At 69.9% G+C, this 25,246-nt stretch carries 24 protein-coding genes; 18 read left to right on the forward strand and 6 right to left on the reverse strand.

Annotation, left to right across the window (positions count from 1 at the left end):
* Window positions 1-34 precede the first annotated feature (34 nt).
* A complete protein-coding gene (gene glmS, locus ACFYRH_RS21235; protein WP_387777621.1) occupies window positions 35-1,855 on the forward strand; it encodes a glutamine--fructose-6-phosphate transaminase (isomerizing) in 1,821 nt (606 codons plus the stop codon).
* 96 nt (window positions 1,856-1,951) lie between these two features.
* Here the strand turns inward: glmS and ACFYRH_RS21240 are convergent, their stop codons facing one another.
* The gene (locus ACFYRH_RS21240) at window positions 1,952-2,527 is read right to left on the reverse strand and encodes a nucleotidyl transferase AbiEii/AbiGii toxin family protein (protein WP_387777624.1); all 576 of its coding nucleotides are present in this window, start codon (window positions 2,525-2,527) and stop codon (window positions 1,952-1,954) included.
* A gap of 107 nt (window positions 2,528-2,634) precedes the next feature.
* The gene (glsA, locus tag ACFYRH_RS21245; protein WP_387777627.1) at window positions 2,635-4,071 is read right to left on the reverse strand and encodes a glutaminase A; all 1,437 of its coding nucleotides are present in this window, start codon (window positions 4,069-4,071) and stop codon (window positions 2,635-2,637) included.
* Between the two features lie 185 nt (window positions 4,072-4,256).
* On the opposite strand from glsA, the gene ACFYRH_RS21250 reads away from it, so the two are divergent.
* The 9 genes from ACFYRH_RS21250 (at window position 4,257) to mmuM (ending at window position 13,433) form a co-directional block, all read left to right on the forward strand.
* On the forward strand, window positions 4,257-5,372 hold the full coding sequence (locus ACFYRH_RS21250; RefSeq protein WP_387777630.1) for a mandelate racemase/muconate lactonizing enzyme family protein: 1,116 nt from the start codon (window positions 4,257-4,259) through the stop codon (window positions 5,370-5,372).
* Window positions 5,357-6,055 (forward strand): FadR/GntR family transcriptional regulator, encoded by a 699-nt coding sequence (locus ACFYRH_RS21255; protein ID WP_387777633.1) that lies wholly within the window; start codon window positions 5,357-5,359, stop codon window positions 6,053-6,055. Before ACFYRH_RS21250 ends, ACFYRH_RS21255 begins: the two co-directional genes overlap by 16 nt.
* Window positions 6,056-6,216: 161 nt before the next feature.
* A complete protein-coding gene (locus tag ACFYRH_RS21260) occupies window positions 6,217-7,095 on the forward strand; it encodes a LysR substrate-binding domain-containing protein (RefSeq protein WP_387777636.1) in 879 nt (292 codons plus the stop codon).
* Window positions 7,096-7,147: 52 nt separating this feature from the next.
* Window positions 7,148-8,062 carry a 5-dehydro-4-deoxyglucarate dehydratase gene (gene kdgD, locus ACFYRH_RS21265; RefSeq protein ID WP_387777639.1) on the forward strand — a complete coding sequence of 305 codons (915 nt, stop codon included), beginning with the start codon at window positions 7,148-7,150 and terminating at the stop codon, window positions 8,060-8,062.
* Window positions 8,059-9,393 carry an enolase C-terminal domain-like protein gene (locus tag ACFYRH_RS21270; protein ID WP_387777642.1) on the forward strand — a complete coding sequence of 445 codons (1,335 nt, stop codon included), beginning with the start codon at window positions 8,059-8,061 and terminating at the stop codon, window positions 9,391-9,393. Before kdgD ends, ACFYRH_RS21270 begins: the two co-directional genes overlap by 4 nt.
* Window positions 9,393-10,217, forward strand: coding sequence for a M55 family metallopeptidase (locus tag ACFYRH_RS21275; RefSeq protein WP_387777645.1), 825 nt, complete (start codon window positions 9,393-9,395; stop codon window positions 10,215-10,217). The genes ACFYRH_RS21270 and ACFYRH_RS21275 overlap by 1 nt, the downstream gene beginning before the upstream one ends.
* Window positions 10,218-10,289: 72 nt before the next feature.
* Complete coding sequence (locus tag ACFYRH_RS21280) at window positions 10,290-11,372, forward strand: esterase-like activity of phytase family protein (RefSeq protein WP_387777648.1); 1,083 nt, start codon at window positions 10,290-10,292, stop codon at window positions 11,370-11,372.
* 263 nt (window positions 11,373-11,635) lie between these two features.
* Entirely contained in the window at window positions 11,636-12,562 is a 927-nt protein-coding gene (locus ACFYRH_RS21285) for an FAD-dependent oxidoreductase (protein ID WP_387777651.1), read from the forward strand.
* Window positions 12,546-13,433, forward strand: a complete 888-nt coding sequence (gene mmuM / locus ACFYRH_RS21290) for a homocysteine S-methyltransferase (protein ID WP_387777654.1) — start codon at window positions 12,546-12,548, stop codon at window positions 13,431-13,433. The genes ACFYRH_RS21285 and mmuM overlap by 17 nt, the downstream gene beginning before the upstream one ends.
* Here mmuM and ACFYRH_RS21295 read toward each other — a convergent pair.
* On the reverse strand, window positions 13,401-14,783 hold the full coding sequence (locus ACFYRH_RS21295) for a PLP-dependent aminotransferase family protein (protein ID WP_387777657.1): 1,383 nt from the start codon (window positions 14,781-14,783) through the stop codon (window positions 13,401-13,403). The genes mmuM and ACFYRH_RS21295 overlap by 33 nt on opposite strands.
* Before the next feature lie 46 nt (window positions 14,784-14,829).
* Between ACFYRH_RS21295 and ACFYRH_RS21300 the strand changes: the two genes are divergently transcribed.
* Together ACFYRH_RS21300 and ACFYRH_RS21305 are read left to right on the forward strand one after the other, a co-directional pair.
* Window positions 14,830-15,294 carry a carboxymuconolactone decarboxylase family protein gene (locus ACFYRH_RS21300; RefSeq protein WP_387777660.1) on the forward strand — a complete coding sequence of 155 codons (465 nt, stop codon included), beginning with the start codon at window positions 14,830-14,832 and terminating at the stop codon, window positions 15,292-15,294.
* Complete coding sequence (locus tag ACFYRH_RS21305) at window positions 15,291-16,025, forward strand: isocitrate lyase/phosphoenolpyruvate mutase family protein (RefSeq protein WP_387777663.1); 735 nt, start codon at window positions 15,291-15,293, stop codon at window positions 16,023-16,025. The genes ACFYRH_RS21300 and ACFYRH_RS21305 overlap by 4 nt, the downstream gene beginning before the upstream one ends.
* Here ACFYRH_RS21305 and ACFYRH_RS21310 read toward each other — a convergent pair.
* Window positions 15,980-17,881, reverse strand: a complete 1,902-nt coding sequence (locus tag ACFYRH_RS21310; protein ID WP_387777666.1) for a hypothetical protein — start codon at window positions 17,879-17,881, stop codon at window positions 15,980-15,982. The two genes, ACFYRH_RS21305 and ACFYRH_RS21310, sit on opposite strands and share 46 nt — an antisense overlap.
* A 107-nt stretch (window positions 17,882-17,988) precedes the next feature.
* Here ACFYRH_RS21310 and ACFYRH_RS21315 point away from each other — a divergent pair, with 107 nt between their 5' ends.
* The 6 genes from ACFYRH_RS21315 (at window position 17,989) to ACFYRH_RS21340 (ending at window position 23,406) form a co-directional block, all read left to right on the forward strand.
* A complete protein-coding gene (locus ACFYRH_RS21315) occupies window positions 17,989-18,480 on the forward strand; it encodes a pyridoxamine 5'-phosphate oxidase family protein (RefSeq protein WP_387777669.1) in 492 nt (163 codons plus the stop codon).
* 92 nt (window positions 18,481-18,572) lie between these two features.
* Window positions 18,573-19,211 (forward strand): GntR family transcriptional regulator, encoded by a 639-nt coding sequence (locus ACFYRH_RS21320; RefSeq protein WP_387777672.1) that lies wholly within the window; start codon window positions 18,573-18,575, stop codon window positions 19,209-19,211.
* Between the two features lie 96 nt (window positions 19,212-19,307).
* Window positions 19,308-20,510 (forward strand): amidohydrolase, encoded by a 1,203-nt coding sequence (locus ACFYRH_RS21325; protein ID WP_387777675.1) that lies wholly within the window; start codon window positions 19,308-19,310, stop codon window positions 20,508-20,510.
* Window positions 20,507-21,748 (forward strand): MFS transporter, encoded by a 1,242-nt coding sequence (locus tag ACFYRH_RS21330; RefSeq protein WP_387777678.1) that lies wholly within the window; start codon window positions 20,507-20,509, stop codon window positions 21,746-21,748. The genes ACFYRH_RS21325 and ACFYRH_RS21330 overlap by 4 nt, the downstream gene beginning before the upstream one ends.
* Before the next feature lie 189 nt (window positions 21,749-21,937).
* Complete coding sequence (locus tag ACFYRH_RS21335) at window positions 21,938-22,549, forward strand: RNA polymerase sigma factor (protein ID WP_387777681.1); 612 nt, start codon at window positions 21,938-21,940, stop codon at window positions 22,547-22,549.
* Window positions 22,546-23,406, forward strand: a complete 861-nt coding sequence (locus ACFYRH_RS21340; RefSeq protein ID WP_387777684.1) for a hypothetical protein — start codon at window positions 22,546-22,548, stop codon at window positions 23,404-23,406. The genes ACFYRH_RS21335 and ACFYRH_RS21340 overlap by 4 nt, the downstream gene beginning before the upstream one ends.
* Before the next feature lie 2 nt (window positions 23,407-23,408).
* Here ACFYRH_RS21340 and ACFYRH_RS21345 read toward each other — a convergent pair whose 3' ends face one another.
* Window positions 23,409-24,212 (reverse strand): family 1 encapsulin nanocompartment shell protein, encoded by an 804-nt coding sequence (locus ACFYRH_RS21345; RefSeq protein ID WP_387777687.1) that lies wholly within the window; start codon window positions 24,210-24,212, stop codon window positions 23,409-23,411.
* Window positions 24,209-25,237, reverse strand: a complete 1,029-nt coding sequence (locus ACFYRH_RS21350; RefSeq protein WP_387777690.1) for a Dyp-type peroxidase — start codon at window positions 25,235-25,237, stop codon at window positions 24,209-24,211. The genes ACFYRH_RS21345 and ACFYRH_RS21350 overlap by 4 nt, the downstream gene beginning before the upstream one ends.
* Window positions 25,238-25,246: the final 9 nt, after the last annotated feature.

The following is a 25,246-nucleotide window of genomic DNA, read 5'->3' on the forward strand; positions in this document are numbered from 1 at the left end:
CTCTCCCGCAAAACCTACGAAGGGGCACCATTACATGTGCGGAATCGTCGGGTACGTCGGCACCAAGCCGGCCGCGCCCATCCTGGTGGACGGACTGGCTCGGCTCGAGTACCGCGGCTACGACTCCGCCGGGGTCGCCGTCCTCGGATCGAGTGAGCTGAAGGTGCACAAGGACGCCGGCCGGGTCCGCGAGCTGGAGGCGTCACTGCCCAAGCGGTTCGGCGGCAAGCTCGGCATCGGCCACACCCGGTGGGCCACCCACGGCGGTCCGAGCAAGGACAACGCGCACCCGCACGCGAGCGGCAACGAGCGGATCGCGGTGGTGCACAACGGCATCTTCGACAACGCCGGCGCGCTCCGCACCCAGCTCGAGGACGCCGGCGTCAAGCTGCGCTCGGAGACCGACACCGAGGTGCTCGCGCACCTGATCGAGCAGTCCGACGGCGCCACCCTCGAGGAGAAGGTGCTCGCCGCGCTGCGCCGGATCGAGGGCACCTACGGCATCGCCGTCGTCGACCTCGACTTCCCGGACCGGATCGTCGTCGCCCGCAACGGCAGCCCGCTGATCCTCGGCATCGGCGACGGCGAGATGCACGTCGCCTCCGACGCGGCCGCGCTGATCCGCTACACCCGCCAGGTCGTCTACCTGGACGACGGCGAGCTGGCCACCGTCCGCGCCGACGGCTACCGCACCTTCACCCAGGACGCCTCGCCCACCAACAAGACCGCGAAGACGGTCGAGTGGGAGGCCGAGGAGTTCGAGCGCGGCCTGCACGAGCACTTCATGATGAAGGAGATCCACGAGCAGCCGGACGCCGTCGGCCGGGTCATCCGCGGCCGCCTGGACGAGCGCTTCCACACCGTGCACCTCGGCGGCCTGAACATGGATGCCCGCGAGGCGCGCGAGATCAAGCGGGTCAAGATCCTCGGCTGCGGCTCGGCGTACTACGCCGGTCAGATGGGCGCGCAGTTCATCGAGGAGGTCGCCCGGATCCCCGCCGACGCCGAGCCGGCGTCGGAGTTCCGCTACCGCAACCCGGTCGTCGAGCGGGACACGTTGTACGTCGCGGTCTCGCAGTCCGGTGAGACCCTGGACACCCTGGTCGCGGTGCAGGAGCTGAAGCGCAAGGGCGGTCGCGTGATCGGCCTGGTGAACGCGGTCGGTTCCAGCATCGCCCGCGAGGTCGACGGCGGCGTGTACCTGCACGCCGGCCCGGAGGTCTCGGTCGCGTCCACGAAGGCGCTGACCAACATGGCCGTCGGGTTCGCGATGCTCGGCATCCACCTCGGCCGGATCCGGGACGTCTCCCCGGCCGACGGCCGGCGGCTGATCGACGGCCTGAAGAAGCTCCCCGAGGACATCGCCGCGATCGTCGCGCAGGAGGAGGAGCTGGCCAAGATCGCCGGCCGGCTCGCCCAGCACGAATCGCTCTTCTTCGTCGGCCGGACGCGTGGGTACCCGGTCGCCCGCGAGGGTGCGCAGAAGCTGAAGGAGATCTCGTACCGGCACGCCGAGGCGTACCAGACCTCCGAGCTGAAGCACGGCCCGCTCGCGCTGATCTCGCCGGACGTTCCGAGCGTCGCGATCGTCCCCGACGACGAGCTGCTCGACCGCAACATCGGCGCGCTGCACGAGATCGGCGCGCGGAGCGGCCCGCTGTACGTCGTCACGCACCCGGGCGTCGACGTACCGGACGGGGTCGCGGCGAAGATCGTCGTACCGAAGAACGAGGCGGAGCTGGACCCGATCCTGCTGACGATCCCGCTGCAGATCATCGCGTACTACGCGGCGGTCGCCCTCGGCCACGACGTCGACAAGCCCCGCAACCTGGCCAAGTCGGTCACGGTCGAGTAAGTACCGCCAGGCCATCACAATCAGCACCCAGCGGCCCCCGCCACGCTCGTCGTGGTGGGGGCCGCTGGATTGTGATGGCCTGGGGATCCGCAGACCTCAAGGAACGCTCAGCCAGTTCTCCAATGCTGCGCCGAGATCCCGTCCGCGATGATGGCCGCGCTGGGCGATCAAAGCCATGAGGTGACGTGCCTCCTCCAGATCCTCAGCGTTGGCATGCCGGAGCAGCGTGCGGAGGTCTCGGTCCCTTTTCTCACCGGACCGCCAGAGCAACTTGACCGCGATCAGGTGCCCGACGCGAGCGACCGGGATGCTCAGGCCCGGTGGAACTTGCAGGGGTTCCGCTGCTCCCACAACCTCGGCTTCGACGCCGCAACTCGCGAAGAACAAGTCGAGGCCCACGTCCTCGTGAACGGCAGGGCAATCCAGCCGCACGGTCGCAAGCCGTCCGGTCTGGTCGTGCACGATCTCCTCGCTCAACCGGTAGCCGGCGGCGAGCAAGTCATCGACACACGCCTTCGCCGTCGCGTCGTCGGGCACGGCGACGGCGATGTCGATATCCGCCGTGGGTCGCGGCTCCGCCCGAACGCAAAGAGCAAGACCACCGACCAGCGCCCAAGGCGTCCCCAGGTCCTGAAGATCGCCAACGACGCGCGGGAGAGCCTCTTCGATCATGGCCCCTAAGGATTCACCCAGGGGTCGGACACAGCAAGAGCCTCATGGTGTAGCGGACGGAGTCGCAACGAAGATCGCCCCGGAGAACGCGGCCGAGCTGATCCTGCTCAGATCTGGCGACCGGTTGGGGCGTTGCGCTTGGCCGCCGGTGTGGTGGTGCGGTCGGCGGAGGAGCCGTCTGCGGTGGCCTCGGTGGTGGTTCGGGTGCCGGGTCTGGTCATGCCGCTCAGTGCGTGGTGCGCGGCGCCTACTACTTCGGCCCGGCGGTCGGCGGTGTTCAGGCCGCCGGCGAGTTGACGATCCGCGCCAAGGCCGCGGTACGGGTGGAGGCCGAAGTCGTTGGCCAGCCGTTTGCAGACCTCGACGCCGCGGACCGAGTTGCCGGCCCCGTCCAGGCGCGGCGAGAAGGTGACCACGGCCAGCCGCTTCGACGGCACCACCATCATCACGTTGCCAGACACGCCGCTCTTGGCCGGCAGTCCGACCTGGTCGGAGAACGTCCCGGAGTCGTTGTACATCCCGCTGTGGCCCATCACCGACAGCACCCGCCCGGCGGTCTCGCGAGAGAACACCCGCTCACCGGAGTACGGTGCGACGCCGCCGTTCGCGAGCGTGGCGCCGGCGGCGGCCAGCCGTTGCGCGTCCACCTCCAGCGAACAGATCTGGAAGTAGAAGTCGGCCGTCCGGGCGGCGCCGTCCTCCCCCGGCTCCGCCTTCAGCATGTCCGCGGCCTTCATCAGGCTCGCCAGCCCACGGTTTCCGTCACCGGTGGCCTTCTCGGCCAGGTACGTCTCCTGATCGAAGCCCGGCGCCTGCCCCATCATCTTGGTCCAGGTGTCGCGCACCGTGCGGAACCGGTCGCTGGTCTGCTTGCCGTGGTCAACGAGTGCGAGCGTTGCCATCGCGCCGGCGTTGATCATCGGGTTGTGCGGCCTGCGTCCCTCGCCGAGGGACAGCCGGTAGTCGTTGAACGTCCCGCCGCTCTGCTCCTGGCCGACCCACTGGTGGACCTCGGTCGGACCGAGCTGCTCGAGCGCCATCGCGTAGCTGAACGGTTTCGACGTCGACTGCACGCTGAACCCCTGGTCGGCATCGCCGATCGTGAACACCTGGCCGTCGGCCGTGCAGATCGCGATCCCGAACTTCTCCGGATCGGCGTCCCGCAGCGTCGGGATGTAGTCGGCGACGTTGCCGTCGCGGTTCGGCAGCAGGTCGGCGTACACCGCCTCGACGCCGCGGGCGAACTCCTGGAACTCCTCTGGTGAGACGGCCAGGTCGCCGGTCAGCGCCCGGCCGATCATCCCGTCGCCGTGCTGCGCGATCTCGGCGAACTGGTCGAGGTCGATCTGCACCGGCTGGATGCCGAGCCCGGCCAGGCGGTCGCCGGTGTCGACGACATCGGCCAGCGCGGCCCGGACGCGCGGATCACTCGGCTGGATCCCGCTCTGCCCGAGCCGGCTGAGCAGCTCCCAGGTCCAGATGCGGGAGTCGGCGTCCGTGTCGATCGACGCGAACGCCCGGAGCTGTTGCTCCGACAGGTCCATGGCTGCTTCCTTCCCCAGATGACGGCGCCCAGATGACTAGTCCAGTGGCGGCAGGTCGCGCACGACCACGCTGTCGGCGGGCAGCAGCTTCCCGGCTGGGTGTTTCCGGGACGGTCACCTGGTGTTACGGCGGTGTCAACCCTCATCGTTGTCAGACAAGCTGGGCACTTGTACGATCACTCGCCATGGACCGCATCCGCCACGTGCAGCTCTCCTCCGTCGTCCTCCCGCTCGACCAGCCGATCAGTGACGCCAAGGTGCTGACCGGTCGCCAGCGCCCGATGACCGAGATCGTCTTCCTGTTCGCGGAGATCGCGACCGAGCAGGACCAGCACGGCATCGGCTTCAGCTACTCCAAACGGGCCGGCGGACCGGCGCAGTACGCGCATGCGAAGGAGGTCGCGGCGAACCTGATCGGCGAGGACCCGTCGGACATCGCGAAGGTGTACGACAAGCTGCTCTGGGCCGGTGCCTCGGTCGGCCGGTCCGGCGTCGCGACGCAGGCGATCGCGGCGATCGACATCGCACTGTGGGATCTGAAGGCCAAGCGCGCCGGTCTCCCGCTGGCGAAGCTGCTCGGCGCGCACCGGGACTCGGTCCGCGCCTACAACACCTCCGGTGGTTTCCTGCACGCACCGATCGAGGAGGTCAAGGAGCGTGCCTCCAAGTCACTGGCCGACGGCATCGGCGGTATCAAGATCAAGGTCGGCCAGCCCGACCCGCGGATCGATCTGGACCGGGTCGACGCGGTGCGGGAACACCTCGGGGACGGCGTACCGCTGATGGTGGATGCGAACCAGCAGTGGGACCGGCCGACAGCGTTGCGGCTCGGGCGGGTGCTGGAGCAGTTCGACCTGGTGTGGATCGAGGAGCCGCTGGACGCGTACGACGCGGCGGGACACGCGCAGCTCGCGGCCGCGCTCGACACCCCGATCGCCACCGGCGAGATGCTGTCGAGTGTCGGCGAGCACGTGCGGCTGATCGAGACACGGGCCGCCGACGTCATCCAGCCCGACGCACCGCGGATCGGTGGCATCACGCCGTTCCTCCGGCTCGCGACGCTTGCCGATCACCACGGTCTTCAGTTGGCGCCGCACTTCGCGATGGAGATCCACCTGCACCTCGCGGCGGCGTACCCGCGGGAGCCGTGGGTCGAGCACTTCGAATGGCTGAACCCGTTGTTCAATGAGCGCCTGGAGACCGTCGACGGGCGGATGCTGGTGCCGGACCGGCCGGGTCTCGGGTTCACCACCAGCGAGCAGTGCGCGCGCTGGACCGTCGACAAGTGCGAGTTCCGGTGAGCGGTCTGGCCCAGCAGGTCGTCGAGGACCTGAAGCAGCGGATCCTCGGCGGCCAGATCGTGCCGGGCGAGAAGCTCCCGGGTGAGAACAGCCTGGTCGAGGAGTTCGGCGTCAGCCGGACCGTCGTCCGCGAAGCCGTCTCGCGACTGCAGGCGGCCGGTCTGGTGGAGACCTTCCAGGGGCGCGGTTCGTTCGTCCTCGAGGTCCCGGACCGTACGCCGGGACTGCGCGAGGTGCGCTCGCACCGGGACGTGCTCGACCTGATGGACTTCCGGATCGGCGTCGAGAGCGAGGCGGCCGGGCTGGCCGCGAGCCGGCGTACCGCTCATCAGCTGAAGGCGATCGAGCGGGCGCTCGACGGCTTCCGGCGGGTCGGTGCCGACCCGAGCCGTTCGGTGGCGGCCGACTTCGCGTTCCACCTCAAGGTTGCCGTTGCCTCCGGCAACCGGTTCTACAGCGACCTGATCGGCGAACTCGGGCCGATGATGATCATGCTGCCGCGTACTCAGCTGGACCCGGCGTACGAGATGTCCGATCCCGGCCACCTCACCCGGGTGATCCACGAGCACGAGAACATCCACGCCGCGATCGAGCGCGCCGATCCCGAGGCGGCCCGGGCGGCGGCGCGGGTGCATCTGGCCAACACCCGCCACCGCCTCACCAGCGGGCGCTATTCGGGCTGAACCCGCATCGACCGTCCGCCGGTACGCCGTGTCGTCGCGCGTGCGCAGCCCACACGCGAGGTACTGCTCGGTCGCCTGAGAGTGGGATTGCGTGAGCGCAGGACACCGCGATCATGCGTGTCCAAGGCCGATAAGGCCTCGAGTGATACCTTTCGGGAATCATGTTTTCGCTCGACCAACTGAGCGCGTTCGTCGCCGTCGCCGAGGAGCTGCACTTCGGCCGCGCCGCCGAGCGGCTGAACATGACCCAGCCGCCGCTCAGCCGCCAGGTGCAGAAACTCGAACGCGCCGTCGGCGCCCGGCTACTCGAACGCGACAACCGCAAGGTCGAGCTGACCGAGGCCGGGCAGGCGTTCCTCACCGAGGCCCGGCGGTTGCTCGCCCTCGTCGAGACCGCGGGCGATCTCGCCCGCCGGGTCGACCAGGGCGCAGCCGGGACGCTCCGGCTCGGGTTCACCGCCACCTCCGCGATCCGCACGCTCGGTCCGCTGCTGCGGCGGATGTCCGAGGAACTGCCGGACGTCGACGTGATCCTGCACGAGCGGGTCACGCCGGGGCAGATCGACGGCCTGCTGCGCGGCGAGCTCGATCTCGGACTCGGGCGGCCGCCGTTCGACTCCGAGATCCTGGACTCCCGGATCGTGTTCCGGGAGCCGTTGTGTTCCGTTGTCCCTGGCAACCATCGGCTCGCGATGCTCGGCCGCCCGTTGCGGGCGGCCGATTTCGCGGGCGAGCAGGTGATCAGCTACTCACCGACCCAGGCCCGGTACTTCCATGAGCTGACCGTCCGGTTCCTCGCCGAGTCGCATCCGCGGATCGAGCAGCGGGTCCAGCAGATACTCACCGTGATCCTGCTGGTCGCGGCGGGCCGCGGCGTCGCGCTGGTCCCGGCCGCCGCCCGCGGGCTGGGCGTCGAGGGTGTCACGTACTGCGACCTGGACGGCGCCGGCGAACCGGTCGAGCTGCACGCGATCTGGAGGCGGGACGCGACCAGCCCAGTACTGCAGCGCGTCCTCACGATGCTCCCAGAGCATCACTAGATCCAAAAACGATCTTGGACAGGTATTCACGAGTGTTCCTACGCTGACTGGCGTGACCCATTACTCCCCCACCGAACTGGCCGCGCAGCTGAAGACCGGGCTGCTCTCGTTCCCCGTGACGCACTTCCACCCGGACCTGAGCTTCCACGAGGCCGGGTACCGGGAGCACCTGTCCTGGCTGAGTCAGTACGACGTCGCCGGGCTCTTCGCCGCGGGCGGGACCGGCGAGGGCTTCTCGCTGACGCTTGCCGAGATCGACACGGTCGTCCGCGTCGCCGTCTCGGAGGTGAACGGGCGGGTCCCGGTGATCGCGCCGGCGACCGGCGGGACAGCCTCGGCGATCGCGGGGGCGCAGGCGGCCGAGGCGGCCGGCGCGGACGGGATCCTGCTGCTGCCGCCGTACCTGACCGAGGCGGGGCAGCGTGGTCTGATCGAGCACGTGTCGGCGGTATGCCGCAGTACGAGCCTCGGCGTGACGGTCTACAGCCGGGCGAACGCGATCCTCGACGACGTGTCGGTCGCCGAGCTCGCGGACCGGAACCCGAACCTGGTCTGCCTGAAGGACGGCGTCGGCAACGTCGAGATGATGACGCGGACCTACGCCCGGGTCGGCGAGCGGCTCACGTACATCGGCGGGTTGCCCACGGCCGAGACGTTCGCGCTGCCACTGCTGCAGCTCGGCTACAGCACCTATTCGTCGGCGATCTTCAACTTCGTCCCCGAGTTCGCGCTCGGCTTCCACGCCGACGTCCTCGCGCAGGACCGGACGGCGGTATACCAAAAGCTCAACGAGTTCGTGCTCCCTTATCTCGACATCCGCGACAAGACCAAGGGGTACGCCGTCTCGATCGTCAAGGCCGGCGTCACCGTGATCGGACGCTCCGCCGGGCCGGTCCGCCCGCCGCTGCAGGACCTGACCGCGGACGAGGTCGCGCAACTCACCGAGCTGATCGGCAAGGTCAAATGACAGCGCCGGCCAAGACACCGGCCGTCACCGCCGTCGAGGTCGTGCCGGTCGCCGGGTACGACAGCATGCTGCTCAACCTGAGTGGCGCACACGGGCCGTTCTTCACCCGCAACGTCGTGATCGTCACCGACAGCTCGGGCAACACCGGGCTCGGCGAGGTCCCGGGCGGCGAGAAGATCGCGACGACGCTCCGCGAAGCCGGCGCTTCCCTGATCGGCGAGCCGCTGTCGCGGTACCGCCAACTGCTCCGCGCGATCGCGTCCACGTTCGCGGACCGCGACGCGGGCGGCCGTGGGCTGCAGACCTTCGACCTGCGGACGACGGTGCACGCGGTGACCGGACTCGAGTCGGCGTTGCTCGACCTGCTCGGTCAGTACCTCGGGGTTCCCGTCGCGGAGTTGCTCGGCGAGGGGCAGCAGCGTGCCGCCGTACCCGTGCTCGGTTATCTGTTCTCTGTCGGCGACACCACGCGCACCGATCTCCCGTACGCGATGGACACCGGTGACGACCGGTGGACGCAGCTGCGGCGGCAACCGGCACTGACCGCCGAGGCCGTGGTGGCGCTGGCCGAGGCGGCGCAGGAGCGGTACGGGTTCGCGGACTTCAAGCTCAAGGGCGGTGTCTTCGATCCGCACGTCGAGATCGACGCGGTACGGGCGTTGCACCAGCGCTTCCCGTCCGCACGGATCACCGTGGACCCGAACGGCGCGTGGCTGCTCCGCGAAGCCGTTGCGGTCTGCGAAGGTCTGGACGACGTCCTCGCGTACGTCGAGGACCCGTGCGGCGCCGAGGCCGGGTTCTCCGGGCGGGAGACGATGGCGGAGTTCAAGCGGCAGACGGGCCTCCGGACGGCGACCAACATGATCGCGACCGACTGGCGTGAGCTGGCGCATGCCGTGCGGACCGACGCGGTCGACATCCCGCTCGCGGACCCGCACTTCTGGACGATGGCCGGATCGGTCCGGGTCGCCCAGCTGTGCCACGACTTCGGGCTGACCTGGGGCTCGCACTCGAACAACCACTTCGACATCTCGCTGGCGATGTTCACCCACGTCGGCGCGGCGGCGCCCGGCGAGATCACCGCGCTCGACACGCACTGGATCTGGCAGGACGGACAGGCCCTGACCAAGGACCCGTTGCGGATCACCGGCGGCGAGATCGCCGTACCGACGTCTCCGGGACTCGGGATCGAGCTCGACCGCGAGGCACTGGCCGCCGCGCACGAGCTCTACCTGAAGCACGGACTCGGCGCACGGAACGACGCGATCGCGATGCAATACCTGATCGAGGACTGGGCCTTCGACCCGAAACGGCCTTGTATGGTGCGGTGATGAAGGTCTACTTGTCCACGGACATGGAGGGTACGGCGGGCGTCGTCGACTGGGGTCAGGTACGCGGGCCTGCCACGGAGTACGAGTACTACCGCGGTCAGTTGCAGGCCGAGGTGAACGCCGCGATCGACGGTGCGCTGGCCGCGGGTGGGACCGAGTTCCTGGTCAACGACTCGCACTCGACGATGCAGAACCTGCGCCCGGACGCGCTCACCGGTCACGCGAGTTACCTGTCCGGCAAGCACAAGCCGCTGTACATGATGCAGGGCCTGGACGACTCTTTCGACGCGGTCTTCTTCGTCTCGTACCACGGCTCCGCCGGGTCGACCGGATCCGTGCTGCACCACACGTACAACCCGCGCGCGATCGCCGAAGTGCGGCTGAACGGCGTGATCACCGGCGAGGCCGGGATCAACGCCCTGGTGGCGCTCGCGCACGGCGTCCCCGTCGTCCTGATCTCGGGCGACCGGGTGACGATCGAGGAGGCGCAGCCGTTCTGCCCGGAGATCGAGTCGGTCGTCGTCAAGGACCCGGTCTCGCACAACGCGGCGCTGTCGGTGCATCCGGAGCGGGCCCGCGAACTGATCCACGACGGCGCCCGGCGGGCACTCGCCCGGCTGAGCGACATCCGGGTCCCGAGCATCACGTTGCCGGCCGAGCTGACGGTCCGGTTCCACAGTCGCGCGTACGCGGAACTGGCCGCCGAGCTGCGCGGCGCCGACCGGCGCGAGGAGAAACTCGTTGCCCTGCGCAATGACGATCCGCTGCAGCTGTACCGGACCTTCATCGCGATGGTCTTCCTGACCCGCGGAGTCCTCGAGTAACCGGCCGTCCAGCTGCTGTCGCGCAGGATAGGTTTGGATCCCAGCTGTCGTCTCTCTCGTAGGAGCCTGGGTATGCGTTGGCAGAAGCCGCTGGCCGCAGCAGTTGTCCTGACCGCCCTCACCACCTCACTGACCGCATCGGCAACCAGTAGTGGCGGCGGTGTCTGCTCACCGGACGCGACGTTCCTCGGATTCAGTGACGCGCTGGACAAGACCACGTTCGACGGGCAGCCGGTGGCCGGCCTGTCCGCGATGAACCTCACCGGGCCGCACAGTGCGATCGCGCTGGTCGACAACGTCGGGACCACGCCGGCCCGGGTGTTCGACCTGACGGTGCACAGCAAGCCCACCACGGTCGGCGTCGACGGGATGACGATCCTCAAGCGGCCCGACGGTACGCCGTACACCGGTGGTGACTTCGACGGCGAGGGACTCGTCGTCGAGCGTGGCAACCACACCATCCTGGCCACGTCGGAGCGGGAGCCTTCGATCCGGCGCTTCCGGCTCTCGGACGGTCTGCAGATCGGCGAACTGCCGGTCCCGGCCCGGTTCCAGGTCGCGCCGGCCGGCGAGGCGACGAACAACGCGACCTTCGAGTCGCTGGCGGCCAGCCGCGACGGCCTCTCTCTGTACGCCGGTATGGAAGGCCCGCTCGCCTCCGACGGGACCGACGCGAACAACCGCACCCGGAACCGCATCATCCGGTACTTCGGTCTTCCCGGTCACGGATATCGGCCGGTCGCGCAGTACGCGTACAGGCCCGATCCGGGGCTCGCGCTCGACGACCTCGGCTGGGTGAGCCCGACGGAGCTCGTCTCGATGGAGCGGACGTTCACCCCGGGAGTCGGGAACACGATCCGGGTGTTCACGGTCTCGCTGCGCCGTGCGACCGACGTGACCAAGGTGGCGTCGCTGGCAGCTGCGCCGGAATCGGTGTTCCTGCAGAAGAAGCTGCTGTTCGACCTGGTGAACTGCCCGCCGTCGGGCGCGGTCGCGAAACAGCCGCAGCCGAACCCGTTGCTGGACAACGTCGAGGCGCTCGCGGTCGGTGGCTACCTGCCGGATGGACGGCGCCAGCTGTACCTGCTCTCGGACGACAACAACAACGCCACGCAGATCACCCGTTTCTACTCGCTCGCGGTCGACCTGCAGTGAGTTGGTGACGAACCGCCAGGCCATAGCAATCCGCCCCCCAGCCACCCGTCAAGCGCGAGTCCGGCCCTGCCCGCCGATTGTGATGGCCTGGGTGTCCGGACCCCCACCACTCATCAAGTGGCGCGGGGCCGGCATCGGCACGGTCGGCTGCGCTCGGCAAGCGGTTGTTCGGCGCGCTTGGTGAGTGGTACAGGTCCGGTGGAACGGGCCTCGGCGGGCGGGCGGCGGTGGCGGGATCGGCGTTGACGCGTAACAATCTGTGAATGCGCGTGATCGTGGTGGGTGCGGGCGTGATCGGGCTGAGCTGTGCCATCCGGCTCGCCGAGAGCGGGTACGACGTGGCCGTGTTCGCCCGCGACCTGCCGCTGGAGACGACGTCGTCGGTGGCCGCCGCGATCTGGTACCCGTACCTGTCGGCCCCCGAGGACCGGGTGGCCGGCTGGTCGCGGACGACGTACGAGGAGCTCGCGAAGCTGGCGGAGGTCGAGCCTTCGGTGCAGATGCGCCGCGGCCGGGAGTTCCTGGTGGAGCCGACGCCGGATCCGCGGTGGGCCGACGTACTGCCGGATCTCACCCGGGTGGGCTCGCAGCCGGAAGGTTTCGTCGACGGGTGGTCGTTCACGGCGCCGGTGATCGACATGCCGGCGTACCTGCCGGCGTTGGTGAAACGGCTCGAGGCGGCCGGTGGGACGCTGACGCGGGCCGCGCTGTCCGCGCTGCCGACCGAGGCCGACCTGGTCGTGAACTGCGCGGGGCTGGGCGCGCGGCTGACGGCGGGCGACCCGACCGTGACGCCGGTCCGTGGCCAGGTGCTGACCGTCGAGCCGTGCGGGCTGACCGAATGGCTGCTCGCGGATCGGTCGCCGGACGAGTTGACCTACGTGATCCCCCGGCGCAACGACGTGGTCGTTGGCGGCACCAGCCAACCGGGTGACTGGAACCTGACCGTCGACCCGAAGACCACCGAGGAGATCCTGGAGCGGGCGGCGGAGCTGGTTCCGCAGCTGCGCAAGGCGAAGATCATCCGGCAGCGCGTCGGTCTCCGCCCGGCGCGGCCGGCGATCCGTTGCGAGCTCGTCCGGACCCGGACCGGCGAGCCAGTCATCCATTGCTACGGCCACGGCGGCTCGGGCGTCACCCTGTCCTGGGGTTGCGCGGACGAGGTCCTCGAACTTGTCCGCAGCGTCTGACCAGCTGGTCATCCTGGACGGCGGCCTGTCGAACGCCCTCGAGGACCGCGGCCACGACCTGTCCGATGCGCTGTGGTCTGCTCGCCTGCTACGCGACGATCCGGCCGAGATCGCGGCGGTGCATCGGGCGTACTACGAGGCCGGCGCGATGGTCGCGACCACTGCCAGCTACCAGGCGAGTGCCGACGGCTTCGAACGGGCCGGCGTCGAGCGGGCCGAGGCGGAGCGCCTGATCGCGAGCAGCGTGCGGATCGCGCGCGGCGTCCGCGACTTGGAGTTCCCCGGCCGGCTGGTCGCCGCCTCGGTCGGCCCGTACGGCGCGATGCTTGCCGACGGCTCCGAATACCGCGGGAACTACGGCGTACCGGCCTCGGTCCTCCGCGACTTCCACGGCCCGCGGCTCGAGCTGCTGGCGGCCGCCGGTCCCGACCTGCTCGCTGTCGAGACGATCCCGGACGCCGTCGAGGCCGAGGTGCTGGTGAACCTCCTCGCCGAACTCGACGTCCGCGCGTGGTTCTCTTACTCCGTCGAAGGTCTGCACACCCGCGCCGGTCAACCTCTTGCCGACGCGTTCGCCATCCCGAGCATCGACCAGGTGATTGCCGTCGGCGTCAACTGTTGCGCGCCGGCTGACGTGCAGGCCGCGGTGGAGACGGCGGTGGCGGTCACCGGGAAGCCGGCGATCGCTTATCCCAACCGTGGCGAGTCGTGGGACGCGGTGCAGCGGGAGTGGGTCGGAGACGGTGCCGGGCCGGTGCGGTTCGCGCGCGACTGGCATGCAGCCGGGGCGGCGTACATCGGCGGCTGCTGCCGGGTCGGGCCCGACGACATTCGCCGGCTACACGCCCAGCACCTGGCAGAGCAGATCTAGCGCACCCGGGTAGGCGTGATCCGGCGGCGTGCCGTACCCGACGATGACGGCTTGGCGGGTCGCCGGCGTCGGGTTGAAGTGGTACGTCGTCAGCGTGGCCAGGCCGAGGCCTTGCCGGGCGGCCCGGGCAACGATGTCCTCAGCGTCACCGGGAACATCGAGCAGAACGTGCAGGCCGGCGGAGATGCCCGCCACCTCGACGGTCGGTGCCCGAACCGCGAGGAGTTCGACCAGGCGGTCCCGGCGGCGGCGGTAATGCAGACGGGAACGCCGGACATGCCGGTCGTAGTGGCCGGAGGCAATGAATTCGGCGAGGACGAGTTGTTCCAGGGTGGCGGTCTGGAAGTCGGCCGTGCGCTTCGCGGCGACGACCGGCTCGATCAGGCGCTGCGGCAGCACCATCCACGCGAGTCGCAGGCCGGGCGCGAGGCTCTTGCTCGCCGTACCGGTGTAGACGACACGCTCCGGATCGAGCGCCTGCAACGCACCGACCGCCTGCCGGTCGTACCGAAACTCGCCGTCGTAGTCGTCCTCGATCAGCACCGCCCCCGACTCCCGCGCCCACTCGACAGCAGCCGTACGCCGCTCCGGCGCCAACGGCACGCCCGTCGGCATCTGGTGTGCCGGTGTCAGCAGCACACCCTGCCCGGTCAGCCGCGAGGTCTGTGCGCCCAGTTCGTCCACCGGTACGGCTACCGCCTCCAGGCCGCGCGCCCGGATCACGTCGCGGTGCAGCCCGTACCCGAACTCCTCGACCGCCATCGTCGTACCGCCGAGGTTCTTGACCACCTCGCCGAGCAGACTCAGCGCCTGCACGTACCCGGAGCAGATCAGGATCCGCTCCGGATCCGCCCGCACGCCACGTGCCCGGGCCAGATAGTCAGCGAGCATCCGGCGCAGCTCGATCCGGCCCCGCGGATCGCCCAGCCCGAACGCCTCGTTCGGCGCCGCGGTCAACGCCTTCCGCGCCGCCGCCAGCCACTCGGTCCGCGGGAACGTCGCGACATCCGGCGTCCCCGGCGTCAGGTCGTACCGGAAACTGCGGGCCTCCGGCAACGACACGGCCGGCGCCGGCGGTACGGCGGCCCGGTTCGCCACCACCGTCCCGGAACCCTGCCGTGCCGTCAGCCATCCCTCGGCGACCAGCTGGCCGTAGGCGTCCGCGACCGTGTTCCGGGCGATCCCGAGATCCTTCGCCAGCGACCGCGACGACGGCAACCGGGTCCCGGCCGGCAACCGTCCGGTCCGGATCGACGCGTGCAGCGCCTGCACCAGGTCGCTGCGCCCGCGGGTCGCGCCGAGCTCCAGGTGCAGGTCCGCGCCCGTGGAATTGGCCCCTCGATCCTCCATGGAAGTGGACCATACACCTGGGCCGATTCCCGCCTAAGTTGGACACATGAGCACATCGACGACGCGACGAGTGAAGCTGGCCAACCTGGCCCCGGACTTCTACCAGGCGATGATCGAGCTGGACCGGGTGTCCGACACCGGGCTGGACCCGAAGCTCGCGCACCTGGTCCGGATCCGCGCCTCGCAGATCAACGGCTGCGCGTACTGCACCGACATGCACTCCCTCGACCTGGCCGAGTTCGGCGAGGACCAGCGGCAGCGGATCGCCCTGCTGCCGGTCTGGCGGGAGGCGAAGAACTTCTACACCGACCAGGAGCGGGCCGCCCTGCAACTGGCCGAGGCGATCACGCTGGTGAGCGTCGACCACGTCCCGGACGACGTGTACGAGGTCGCGGCGCAGGCCTTCGACGAGAAGGACCTGGCCCGGCTGATCGCGCTGATCATCACGATCAACATGTGGACCCGCGTCGGCGTCACCGGGAAGATGGAGCCCGGCCACTACAAGCCATGACGGCCGCGGAGTTCAGGGCCCTGCATCATCTTCAGCATGGCGGCACTCCGCTGATCCTGCCCAACGCGTGGGATCCGGTGAGTGCACGGCTGGTCGCCGACGCCGGCTACCCCGCTGTCGCGACGAGCAGCGGGGCGGTCGCCCGCGTCCTCGGGTACGACGACGGGCAGCTCACCCCACCCGCGGAGATGTTCACCGCCGTGACGCGGATCGCCCGCGCGGTCGACGTACCGGTGACGGCTGACATGGAAGCCGGGTACGGGTTGCCGGCCAAGGAGTTCGCGGAGCGGTTGCTGGAGACCGGTGCGGTCGGCTGCAACCTGGAGGACTCGGTCGGCGGGGCGCTCGTCGACGTGGCGCGGCAGGCGGACTACCTGGCCGAAGTCCGCGCGGCCGCAGGTGCGGAGCTGGTGATCAACGCTCGCGTCGACACCTTCATCCGGCCCGTCGAGGATCCGGTCGCCGAGGCGGTACGCCGCGGGCGCGAGTACCGCCGCGCCGGGGCCGACTGCGTCTACCCCATCCTGGCGCCGCTCGCGCAGCTGGCCGAGGTGGTCGAAGGCGTCGGCGGACCGATCAACGGGCACGCGAAGACCGCCGGGCCGACGCCGGCCGAGCTGGCGGCGGCCGGCGCGACCCGGATCTCCTACGGGACCGACGTGCACCAGTACGTGATGGACCGGCTTCAGGAGTTGCTGCCGAGGCTGACCATGGAGCTGCGTAGCGCATAGACGAGGGCCCAGTCCTGGTCATTGGCGAGCGGGTCGGCGACATGTGCGGGTTGCCCGTTGACACAGCTCGGGTAGACGAACGCGCAGGTCGCCGATCCGTCCGCGGCGAAGCTGACCAGGTTCGAGCGGAGGATCGCGTCCTCCGCCCGATCCAGCCAGGCGGCCTGCTCGGGCGTCACGAGTTCGCGCGGCCAAGCGGCGTACACGACTGCGCTGAGCGCGGACCAGTAGTGCGGGAAGACGTCGCCCCACAATCTGAGCCGGCCGAACCAGTAGCCGTCCCAGTGCCGGATCGGCACATGCCGCAGCCGTACGTCGGGCTGGTCGGCGGCGAAGGCGGTCAGCCAGGGCAGGCGGCGGGTCAGCTCGGCGCCGTCGATCTCGTCGGGCGCCATCTGGTATGCCGAAACGAGCAGCTCGAGGAGTGGGGCGACCATCGACTGCTCGTAGTTGACCTCGTGCGGCGGCAGCTCGTCGCCGTACGAGATGAAGGTCTTCGCGTGCCGGACGAGGTGCTCGCGCAGGCCGAGCTCGGTCAGCAGCGGGCCGAGGTCGAAGGCGAGGAAGTGGTCGCCGCCGAGTTCGTAGTACCGATCGAGGACGCGGGTCGCGCCGTCGCGGTCGCCCTGACCGAGCAGGAAGCGCGCGAACCACGGGAAGTTGTAGAGGCGTACGGCGTTCTGGTGGATGCTGTCGTCCTGGATCGTGCCGGAGTCGTCCATCAGGTGCTCGCGGACGAACTGCTCGTACCCGGCCAGGGCCTCGTCGAGTTCGGCGCGATCGCCCCAGCCGCGGTTGCGGACCTCCTGCAGGAGGATGGCCATGCCGATCCGTTCCCTGGCGTCGGACCAGTCCCGCCACGCGCTGGAGAGGACGGTCAGGCCGCTGTCGTTGTCGTACGGCACGAACGCGTACTTGCGGCTGTCGGGGAGCTCGGGGCGGCGCTGGTGATCGAGGACGAAGCGGGCGCGGCGCTCCGCGATCACCCGGAGCGGCTCGTGGAACAGCAGCGAGATCCGGGCGGTCCGCGTGCCGTCGGTCGCCTCGGCGTACCGGACGCCGGGCTCGTCACTGGTCAGCTCACGTGGGTCGATCCCGGTCAGCTCGAGGGTTTCGCCTACCTCGGCGGCGAGGCGCGGGGCGTCGATCAGGGGTTGCCGGTCGGCGTGGAAGGCCGGCAGGTCGTCGTACCAGGCCAGCTGCCAGGTCCAGCGGTACGACGCTCCGGGCGCGAGCGTGATGGCCGGCTGACCGCCCATCGCGTGCGGTGCACGGGCGCGATCGGTGACGTGCAGATAGAGGTGTCCGCGGATGTTGCTGCTGGTGCCGGGTTCGCGGGACTCGACGGAGTACGCCCAGAGCTCACCCTCCTCGAGCTGCAGACCGAGGCCCGGGCCGCGGCCGTCCATCGGGACCGCCCAGACCCAGGCATCCGCGCCGCCCGTCCAGACGTGGGCATGCACGGAGCCGGTGAGACTCTCCCGACTCGACGTGTAGACATCGCGGTACGGCGTACTGATCGCGAGCGAACCGATCTCGACGGGACCGGGGCCGATGTTGCGAAGCTCGTAGGTCTCGGTCCACTGCGCACCGAAGCGGCGGCCGGCCCGCAGTTCGAGGTCGCCGAACCGGTACATCAGATCGATGCCACTGCTCCGCCACCGGGAGAACGCCGGGCTGTCGAACCGGTACGCGCCCTGGTCGGTGATCACGAACCCCTTGCCCCAGGCATGCAGGCTGTCATGCACGACGCCCTCGTCAAGCAGCAACCGGCGGCCGTCGGGGTGCAGCACCTGCGCGACCGCGCCGTCGTCGGCGACCTGGACCTGTCCGCGACCGAGCTCAAAACTTTCCACGATCGGTCAACCTATCGATGTCGAGAACCGCCGACGGGCTCCGTCCCCCATCTGAGAACACCTCCGGGCACGACTTCCGGGCACCACTTCGACAGACGGGAACCGAGATGAACCAGCAGCAGATCGCCGAGATCCTCGCCAAGCCCTACGCCCAGCAGCTCCTGAACGGTCCCGAGCCGGCCCGGTTCGCCTACGACGGCCTCGACGGCGACCCGCGGGTGATCCCGATCGGGTTCTGGATGGAGTGCGAGAAGCTCGTGATGGCCACCGTCCCGAAGGCCGCCAAGGTGGCCGCGCTCCGCAAGAACCCGAAGGTCGCGCTGACCATCGACACCGGCGCCTTCCCGCCGAAGGTCCTGCTGCTGCGCGGCACCGCCGAGGTCGCTCTCTTCGACGGCATCCCCGAGGGCTACCTGACGGCCGGCCGCAAGGTGATGGCCGACGAGGAGCAGTACGCCGGTTGGCTGGCCGGCGTCCGGGGCCTGTACGACGAGATGGTCGTCATCACTGTCACACTGACCTGGGCGAAGCTCCTCGACTTCGAGACCACGATCCCGAAGGCCGTCGACGACCTGATCCAGGCGAAGGCGGCGGGCTGAGCGGATCCCCGGCCGATCAGCGCCTGTGGACGAACGGCTGGACTCCAGCGGACGGCATGCTTGAATTGGTATACCAAACGCTGGAGAGGTCGATGCACGAGAGTCGAGAATCCGAGACCGAGCGGGTCACGCGCCGGCTGCGGGGCGAGATCCTGGACGGTGTCCGGCCGCCCGGCGAGCGGCTGGTCGAGCGGGAGCTCGCGGCCGCGCTCGACGTCAGCCGGGTGCCGATCCGCGAGGCGCTGAAGGCCCTGGTGAGCGAAGGGCTGGTGACGTTGCGACCGCGTTCGTGGGCGGTGGTGCGGAAGTTCACCGACTCCGACATCGCGGACCTCACCGAGGTACGGTCCGCCTTCGAGCCGCTGACGTTCCGGCTGGCGGCGGATCGGCGTACCCGGGAAGGGCTGGACCGCTTGCGAGCGATCCTGGACGAACAGCTCGCCGCTGCTCGGGCGAACGACGCGGTGGTCGCCCGGCGGAAGGCCGCCGACTTCCACGAGGTCGTCACCGAGCTCGCCTCCAACGAACTGCTGATCGAGATCGAGCGGCCGCTGCGCAGCCGGATGCGCTGGCTGCTGACCCAGCACGACGACCTGCTCGCCGTGGCCGGCCAGCACCTCGAACTGTTCACCGCGATCGCCAACCGGGACATCGAGCAGGCGGGGCGGCTCGCGGGCGAACACCTGGCCCAGTCACAGGCCCTGTTCCGGGGCAGCCGCGGGATGGACTGAGGCGCTTCCACCCTCCAGTCGGCCGGCTTCGTGACCGGTATACCAGCGCTGTTCGCGCCGGTCGGGGCGCCTGAAATTTGGTATACCATTATGCTCATGACCTCCTTCCTCCTTGCTGACGTGCGCCCGTGGGGAGGTGCCGCGGTCGACATCAGGGTCGTCGACGGCGCCATCTCCGACATCACCCCGACCGGCCCGGCGGGCGGTTCCGGGGTCGCGGCGGACCAGCAGCGGATCGACGGTCGCGGTCTGCTCGCCCTCCCCGGCTTCGTCAACGCGCACGCGCACGTGGACAAGAGCTGGTGGGGCCAGCCCTGGGTCTCGTACGGCGGTGAGGCGACGACGCAGGGCCGGATCGCCCACGAGCGCGCCGAGCGGGACAAGTACGGCATCCCCAGCGTCGCCGGTACACAGGCGGTGCTCCGCGAGTTCCTCCGGCACGGCACCACGGCCACCCGGACGCACGTCGACGTCGACCTCGGCGTCGGTCTGCGCGGGATCGCCAACGTGCACGAGGCCGCCGCCGCTCTCGACGGCGCGGTCGACATCGAGATCGTGGCGTTCCCGCAGGACGGCGTACTGCGGCGGCCCGGCGTCCTCGAACTGCTGGACCAGGCCGCGGCCGAAGGTGCGACCAGCATCGGCGGTCTCGACCCGGCCTCGATCGACCGCGACCCGGTCGGTCAGCTGGACGCGCTGTTCGAGATCGCGGCCCGGCGCGGGGTCGGGATCGACATCCACCTGCACGACCGCGGCGACCTCGGCGCGTTCCAGTACGAGCTGATCGCCGAGCGCACGGTGCAGGCCGGCCTGCACGGCAAGGTGAACGTGTCGCACGGTTTCGCCCTCGGTGAGCTGCCGCCGGCCCGGCGGGCCGAAATGGTAGACCAGCTCGGCGCGGCCGGGATCTCGTGGACGACGGTCGCTCCGGTCAACTCCGCTCCCCTGCCGTGGCGTGAGATGCGGACGGCCGGTGTCGCGATCGGTCTTGGCACCGACGGCATCCGGGACCTCTGGTCGCCGTACGGCGACGGCGACCTCCTGCAGGTCGCGCGTCAGTTCGCCCGGCTGCACGGGCTGCGCGCCGACGAGGACCTCACGTACGCGATCGAGCTCGCGACCACCCACGCCGCGCCGTTCGTGCACCGGGAGAACCACGGCCTGACGCCGGGGGCCCGCGCGGACATCGTGCTGCTCGACGCCGAGAACGTGCCGGACGTGCTGGTGCGCGCGCCGCGCCGCGAACTGGTGATCGCCGGCGGGCAGGTCGTCGTGCGCGACGGCGAACTCCAGGCGTGAGTACGCCGGCTGCCATCTTCGTCGGCCGGACGCTGGGCGCACTGCGGGTCAACCGGGCTTTCCGGCTGTTCTGGTTCTCGAACCTGTTCTTCTTCGGCGGAGTGTGGACGCAGACCCTCGTCCTCGGGTGGCTCGCCTACGAGACCACGCACTCGGAGTTCCTGGTCGCCGTGTACACCGCGGTCCGGCTGGCGCCGCTGCTGCTCGGGCCGTTCGCGGGCGCCGTCGCGGACCGCCACAACCGGGTGCGGCTGCTGATCATCGCGGCCTCGTGGGCACTGGTGGCCGTGACCACCGTCGCCACGCTGACGTCGCTCGGCAAGGCGTCGTACTGGGTGCTGGTCGTCGGCGGGCTGGCGATCGGGCTGGCACAGTCGCCGTCGCAACCCGCCCGCGCGTCGCTGGTGCTCGACCTGGTCGGGCGGCGGAACCTCAGCAACGCCAACGCCCTGAACTCGATGGCGCTGAACATGACGCAGGTGGTCGGGCCGGCGATCGGCGGGCTGATGATCAACGGGCTCGGCGCACCGGCCGCGTTGTGGGTGTCGACGTTCTGGTATGCCATTTCGCTCGTCATGCTGCTGCCGCTGCGCGAATACGGCCGCGTCGTCGGCGCGCACACCGGGTCAGCGGTCCGGATGGTCACCAGCGGACTCCGCGAGATCGCGGCGAACCGGCTGGCGTCCACAGTCCTGCTGGTGACGCTGGCCGCCAACACCCTGCTCTGGCCGGTCGCCCAGTCGTTCATGCCGGTGTTCGCGCAGGAGTCCCTCGGACTCGACGCGGCCGGCCTCGGCTGGTTGCTGACCTGTGCCGGAGTCGGCGGCCTGGCCGGTTCCCTGGTGATCGCGTGGCTCGGCGACTTCCGCTTCAAGGGCGGCATGTTCGTCGTCGGTACGGCGATCTGGGGCGCACTGTGGTCACTGTTCGCACTGTCGCACACGGTGCTGGTGTCGTTCGTCGTGATGACCGCGATCGGCGTGATGAGCGCGGCGTTCGGCGTACTCCAGACCACGCTGCTGCTGATGACGACGCACGAGTCCCTGCACGGGCGCGCGCTCGGCGTCCAGGAGCTTGCCATCGGCATCATGCCGGTGGCGTCCCTGGTCCTGGGCGCGTTCGCGCAGCACTACGGCGTCGACATCACCACGTTCGTCAGCGCGCTGCTCCTGGTCACTCTCGTCGTGGCACTGGGGATCTGGACACCACCGCTGCTCCGCTACGGCGGCGACCGCTGATCAGGAGATCCCCCAGAACCGGGTGATCTGCACGGCCGCGCAGACGTTGACGTCGAGGTCCCCGAACTGTCGGCGCAGGGATGTGGTGCGCGGAAAATGGGAACCTTGGTCCGGGGCCGGACACGAGAGGAGTGCAAGGCGGATCGAGATCGGAGCGTGGATGCGCGACACCAACCCGGGAACCAGTTCGTGAGCGGCCCCGCGGCCGTGGACCAGGGCCCGACCGTAGCGGCAGCAGTGCCCGACCGGAACCTCTGGGACCGTGCCACCGAGGGCGACTCCGAGGCATTCGGCCAGCTGCACGACCGGCACGCCCAGGCGATCTATGCGTTCCTGTACCGGCGCACAGGATCCTGGAGCGACGCCGAGGACCTCACCTCGACGGTGTTCCTGCACGCCTGGCGACGGCGCGCGGAGGTCGTCCTCGACCGGGACTCGGCGCTCCCGTGGCTGTTGCGGACCGCCGACTACACCGTCCGGAACGAGTGGCGGGCAAAGCTCCGCTACCGCCGGGCGGTCGCGGCCGCGCACGTCCTCGTCGACACCGTCCGCGATCACGCCGACGAAGTCGCGGGACGGCTCGACGACGACCGCCGGATCCAGCAGGCCCGGGCGTCGCTGAAGCAGCTGCCGAAGCAGGAACGCCAGATCGTCGAGCTGTGTATCTGGGCCGGCCTGGATCAGCAGGCGGCCGCCGTCGCGCTCGACGTACCGCTCGGCACCGTCAAGTCCCGGCTGTCCCGGGCCCGCAAGCATCTGCGCGAACTGAACCTTCTGACCAGTGTGGAGTCGCCCGCATGATCACCTCTCCCCCTGAGCTCCGGGCCGAGGCCCGCGCCCGGCAGCGCGCCGAGCTCACCGCGATCGTCGCCCACGAGTCCGCCTCCACACCGCGACACCGGCTCGTCCCACTGCTCGCCGCAGCGGCTGTGCTGGCCGTCGCGGCCGGCCTCGCGATCGGCGTACCCGCTCTGCGGCACCAGACCGAGCCGCCGGCGGCGAGCGCCGACACCACAGCCCAGCAGACGGCCGTCACACCCCTCAGCGAGGCGGACAAGAACCGGCTGGCCAGGCTCTGCTTCGATCGCGCCGGGCTGCCACTCCCGAGGCAGGCATCGCAGCGCTACCAGGTGCTCGACGGGTTCCGGATCACCAACGGCCCCGCGGACGCCTACTCGCCGACCTGGGTGGTGATCAAGGCGCTCGGCCTGTGGACGACCTGTGGCTTCGACGCCCACGACGCCGTACGGCAAATGCTACGGCAGGGCGCGAATCAGGACCTGTACCGCGCGGTCGAGACCCGGATGATCGGCGCCGGCGCTTACGCTGCCCACATCAAGCGCATCACCGTGACCGTCGGCGACCAGCAGCCGGTCGAGGCCGTACTGCGCAACGGCTACTTCTACACCGCCACGCCGTACATCCGGACCCGTGGTCCGCAGACCGATGCGGTACGCCGGGTGTACGTCGTCCGCGGGTACGACGCCGCGGGCAAGCTCGTGTACACGAGCCCGAAGACCAACGGCGAGGCCCGCGCGCTCAGCGAGTCGTGCTACCTCAACCCCGACGGCAAGCTGGTCGTCTGGCAGAGCGACAACCCGCATCCCGACCTCAAGACCTGCCGCCAGGGCTACTTCTGGAACTACGGACCGAACTGAGCTCAGGCGTGCAGGACGACGCTCGACTCCGAGGTGAGCGCGAGGAACGTGAGCGACTCCTGGAGGTACAGCTCGACGTTCTCGGCGTCGTGGGACAGGTACCCGATCGAGAGGTCCTGACCGAGGTGCAGCTCGTAGTCCCCGCCCCGCGTGGACACGAGCAGCGCCCCCTCGAGCGCCGGCGCCCAGATGATCTCGCCGTCACCGATCAGCCGGGCGAGGTGGTCCCGGATCGGGTAGCCGTGGTCCGTGGTCTCGGCGACCGCCGTGTACGCGTCGGCCGAGAGCAACAGGCTGTACGGTCCGGAAACGCCTGCCAGTCGCAGCGCGCGCAACGCCTGCGCGACGGTGTCCGGGAACTCCCGGGCCTCGGACGGCAGCCCGAGCACAGGATTCGAGGTGCTCGGCGCGAGGCCGAGGATCCCTGCCGGGCCGGAGCCGTGGAAGACCAGGTGGTCCTCCGCGCGCGCGATCTGCTTCGCGGCGTCCTTGACCGGCTGCCAGTCCGAGTCCTTGGCGCCCCGCTCGACGTCGTCGACGGCCTGCCGGGTCACCGTGAACGGCACCCGCAGCTCGATGATCGGCTGCGACAACCGCCGGAGCGCGGTCACGCCGTCGCCCGGCGCCTCGACCGGCTCGACGTGCCCGGTGCCGACCGAGGACAGCCCCGGTCCGGCCGGGCCGACCAGGTCGACCACCCGCCGTCCGGCGATGTCCCGGGTGAAGGTACGCCGGGCCTCCTCCTCGATCTCGCCCCACGCGGCATCCGAGACCGGGGCCAGCTCGCGGTGCAGGTTGTTGGTCATGTCGGACTCCTTCTCAGGCTCCTTCTCAGGCTGCCGATGCCGAGCGATCCGTCCGTGCCGTCCGGCCCGGGCGTCGCAGGTGTGGTCGCGGGTGTGGTTACGGAGGTTGTGGGTGCCGGCTTCTCGAGGAACGCCGCGGTCGGGACGAAGAACAGGCTGCCGGTGACCGCGGTCGAGAAGTCGAGGATCCGGTCGTGGTTCCCGGGCGGTTCGCCGACGAACATCCGCTGCAGCATCCTTTCGATCACGCCGGGCGTCGCGGCGTACCCGATGAAGTAGGTGCCGAACTCGGCGGCGCTGGGCGAGCCGAAGACCATGTTCTCGCGGACGATCTGCCGTTCGGTGCCGTCCGGGTCGACGATCGTGTTCACCGCGACGTGCGAGTTCGCCGGTTTCTCCGCGTCCGGCAGTTCGATGTCGCTGATCTTCGAGCGGCCGATCACGCGTTCCTGCTCGGCGACCGGCAGTGCCTGCCAGGCGTCGAGGTCGTGCAGGTACTTCTGGACGATCACATAACTACCCCCGGCGTACGCCGGATCCTCGGCGCCGACCGTGATGGCGGCGACCGCCTCCGGGCCGGTCGGGTTCTCGGTGCCGTCGACGAAACCGAGCAGGTCGCGCTCGTCGAAGTACTTGAAGCCCTGGACCTCGTCGAGGACCGTGACGTGGCCGGCGAGCCGGGACATCACCTGCCGGGCGAGCTCGAAGCACAGATCGAGCCGGCGGGCCCGCAGGTGGAACAGCAGATCGCCGTGCGTCGCCGGGGCCGTGTGTCTGGCACCGGAGACCGACCGGAAAGGGTGCAGCTCACGCGGGACCGGGAGCCGGTAGAGCCGGCGCCACATCGCCGCACCGATCCCGACGATGCCGGTGAGGTCGTCGTCCGGCGCGCGGAACCCGACCGAGCGGGTCAGCCCGGCGAAGTCGGCGAGCAGGTCACGGGCGGTGTCCTCGGATCCGGGACGGACGTCGACCACCAGGAAGATCGCGGCTTTCGCCGGTTGCCGCAGTACCTCCTGGACCATCCCCGCCCC

The sequence above is a fragment of the Kribbella sp. NPDC004875 genome, from assembly GCF_042873375.1.
Taxonomy (GTDB): Bacteria; Actinomycetota; Actinomycetes; order Propionibacteriales; family Kribbellaceae; genus Kribbella.